Source organism: Endozoicomonas sp. (genome assembly GCF_051008435.1).
Classification (GTDB): domain Bacteria; phylum Pseudomonadota; class Gammaproteobacteria; order Pseudomonadales; family Endozoicomonadaceae; genus Endozoicomonas_A.
On the sequence record NZ_JBPCXO010000402.1, the window covers coordinates 1 to 2,948 of the forward strand.

Sequence of the window (2,948 nt, forward strand, 5' to 3'; positions counted from 1 at the left end):
TGGCTCTATCCTTTGCTGTTCTCGGGATCAAAGTCAGTAAGGATAGACAAAAGAAAATGACGGGTATTTCCCATAGGTTGGAGGGCTGCACTGGGCAAAAAGTCGCCGCGAAGCGGCCTACCTTGAATGTCGGACAGATCAAAATCAGCCAGTGCCACTTCAACTTTGCCATCGACAATTCGGTAGAGAATATTCTCAAGTTTAAGATCGGAATGAACCAGCCCAAAGTCATGAAGCTGTTTGAGGCTATAACCGATGTCAGTAAACCAGTGCGTAATATCTTCCGGACCGTAAACCTGATCCCTGCACAGTTCTAGAAGGTCTCCGTCGTAAAGTGGCATAACGCCGACGCGGTAATCAGCTGAGTGGGCCTCAAGCCTCCCCATGGGAACAATACCTTTTTGGGAGCCCAGCTTTTCATGGATATTGAGTTCCCGGTCTATTGCTGTGATTTCGGTGGGGCTGGAGCAGGTGACAATTTTCAGGGCGATTTTGGGTGAGCAGTCTTCTATTTTACGAAGCAGCATGGACTGACTTTTATCATCAGGTGTCCGTTGGCACAACGTCTTTAACCTTAGTTGCACCTGTTCAGAGACAGAGTCTGAAACACGAAACGTTCCCATTGATTGGGTAAGGGACTTCTCTGACGTGCCTGATCCAGCATTATCAAGCTGATCCGGGGTGTTTTGAGCGCGCCAATCAACTGTGGGTGAGATCTTTACTGCAGTGGCACCATCCATGTTCATGCTTATTGACCCGGAAATAATAGAAATACACAGAGAATTAAGACACTTATACGGCTGATTTGTTCATTTTTTCGCTGAAATACTCACTTTAGGGTGTGAGAATGCTCTTTTACGCATAAGGCTTCGGTTAGCCGCAAATACTTAGTATAGAAACCAATTACTCCTCTGTTATCGAACAGTTAATATGTTAATACAAAATTTTTCGTGCCAGGTGATGTTGATCATTGCCTGTCGGAAGCAGTATTAAGATAAAGAGGAAGCACACATGCTTTGGGTTCAGTTAGCAGTCGTACTGGGAGCCATTTTTCTCGGGGCCCGATTGGGTAGCATTGGCGTAGGTTTTGCCGGTGGTATGGGGGTGATGGTTCTGACCCTGGGTCTGGGGCTTGAGCCTGGTGCCATTCCTATTGATGTTATTCTGATTATCATGTCGGTGATTGGCGCGGTTGCTGCCATGCAGGTCGCTGGTGGTCTGGACTATCTGGTCGAACTGGCAGAAAAAATTCTACGCAGTAAACCAAAGTACATTACCTTCCTCGCTCCTACCGTGACTTATGTGATGACATTGCTGGCGGGTACGGGTCATACGGCCTATTCTACTCTACCTGTTATTGCTGAAGTCGCTAAAGAAAACGGTGTTCGTCCATCCCGCCCATTGAGTATTGCTGTTATAGCTTCCCAGATTGCTATTACTGCATCACCTGTTTCTGCTGCAGTTGTCGTATTCAGTGGCTTCCTTGAGCCCTATGGCATCGGTTATCTGGATCTGCTGGCTATCTGCATTCCTACTTCTTACGCTGCTGTGATGTTGACTGCTGTCGTATGTAACTTCCTGGGTGTGGATCTGGACAAGGATTCTGTTTATCAGGAAAGACTGAAAGCAGGTCTGATCACTCTGCGTGAAACCAAAGCTCGTCAGGAACGCAAGAAAGGGGCTGGCCTCTCAGTGGTCATCTTTGCCCTGAGTATTCTGGCTGTGGTGCTTTACGCTACTGCCATCAGTGGTAACGTTGGTTTGATCGAAAATCCTGTACTGCCACGTGACTCCGCTATCATGGTGTTCATGATGATTGCTGCAGGCCTGATCACCATCTTCTGCAAGATTGATTCCGGCAACATCCTCAATGCCCAGACCTTTAAGTCCGGTATGAGTGCTTGTGTCTGTGTATTGGGTGTCGCATGGTTGGGTAATACCTTTGTGGGTGCTCACATTGATTCCATTCAGGCGCTGGCGGGTGATGTGCTTAACAACTACCCATGGCTGCTGGCGGTAACCCTGTTCTTTGCTTCCATGCTGCTTTATTCTCAGGCTGCAACCACCCGTGCTCTGATGCCTGCAGCTCTGGCTCTGGTTGATCCTGTGACTGCCATTGCTTCTTTTGCAGCCGTATCTGCTCTGTTTGTTCTGCCTACTTACCCAACACTGCTGGCCGCAGTAGAGATGGATGAGACAGGTTCAACCCGTATCGGCAAGCTGGTCTTTAACCATCCCTTCTTTGTTCCTGGCACCATCTGTATTTCATTGTGTGTCGCCTTTGCCTTCGTTTTTGCACCAATGATTGTTTAATGTGGACTAATAACCCTCATTAGCTCTGGCAAGATCAAGCCCCTGAACTGTTCAGGGGCTTTTTGTTATGAGTACTTTTTCGAAACAAAATATAAAAATAGTTATGTCTTTTAAATATAAATCTAAAAATATATTCACCTACCCTGAGTGAATCTTCATGATTAAATGGTCAAGATTCAGTTATGTCTCCTTTCAAACACATTCTATTTCCTTTGCTGGTTCTGATCTCTGTTTGGCAGGCACAAGCCAGACCGATTCTCCCTAATTACCTCATTGAGAACAGCACGCTGTATCAGGAAGCAAGAGTGCTTTTCAGTGCTTTCAGCCATGATGATAAATTGCTTGCGACCAGTTCGGGAGATCAGATCAAGTTGTGGCGGGCCAGAGATGTGCTGGTGAATGGCAGTAATGCTAAACCACTCGCGATTATGGAGCATATGGGTGAAATTCCCATGCTTATATTCAGTCCTGATGATAAGTATCTGCTCACGAACTCTTATGACAACAGCTCTAAGGGGTACAGCAATTAATAATTTACCGGCTCTGGCACAATAGCAACATCCCACTTTCGTAACTCAGGGTTTCGTATGATGTAAGGTTGAATTTCCTTCAATTCAGCTTTACTGAGCTTCACT

At 46.3% G+C, this 2,948-nt stretch carries 3 protein-coding genes; 2 read left to right on the forward strand and 1 reads right to left on the reverse strand.

The genetic code is table 11. From position 1 onward, the window contains the following. Window positions 1-5 precede the first annotated feature (5 nt). The gene (locus ACR2PX_RS20460) at window positions 6-746 is read right to left on the reverse strand and encodes a protein kinase domain-containing protein (RefSeq protein WP_434001210.1); all 741 of its coding nucleotides are present in this window, start codon (window positions 744-746) and stop codon (window positions 6-8) included. 265 nt (window positions 747-1,011) lie between these two features. Between ACR2PX_RS20460 and ACR2PX_RS20465 the strand changes: the two genes are divergently transcribed. Together ACR2PX_RS20465 and ACR2PX_RS20470 are read left to right on the forward strand one after the other, a co-directional pair. Further along, the gene (locus tag ACR2PX_RS20465) at window positions 1,012-2,313 is read left to right on the forward strand and encodes an anaerobic C4-dicarboxylate transporter (protein WP_434001211.1); all 1,302 of its coding nucleotides are present in this window, start codon (window positions 1,012-1,014) and stop codon (window positions 2,311-2,313) included. 182 nt (window positions 2,314-2,495) lie between these two features. Beyond that, window positions 2,496-2,843 (forward strand): WD40 repeat domain-containing protein, encoded by a 348-nt coding sequence (locus ACR2PX_RS20470; protein WP_434001212.1) that lies wholly within the window; start codon window positions 2,496-2,498, stop codon window positions 2,841-2,843. Window positions 2,844-2,948 lie beyond the last annotated feature (105 nt).

Coding starts and splice junctions, on each gene's coding strand:
- ACR2PX_RS20460 (WP_434001210.1), bottom strand. CDS start 746: ATGAACATGGATGGTGCCACTGCAGTAAAGATCTCACCCACAGTTGAT.
- ACR2PX_RS20465 (WP_434001211.1), top strand. CDS start 1,012: ATGCTTTGGGTTCAGTTAGCAGTCGTACTGGGAGCCATTTTTCTCGGG.
- ACR2PX_RS20470 (WP_434001212.1), top strand. CDS start 2,496: ATGTCTCCTTTCAAACACATTCTATTTCCTTTGCTGGTTCTGATCTCT.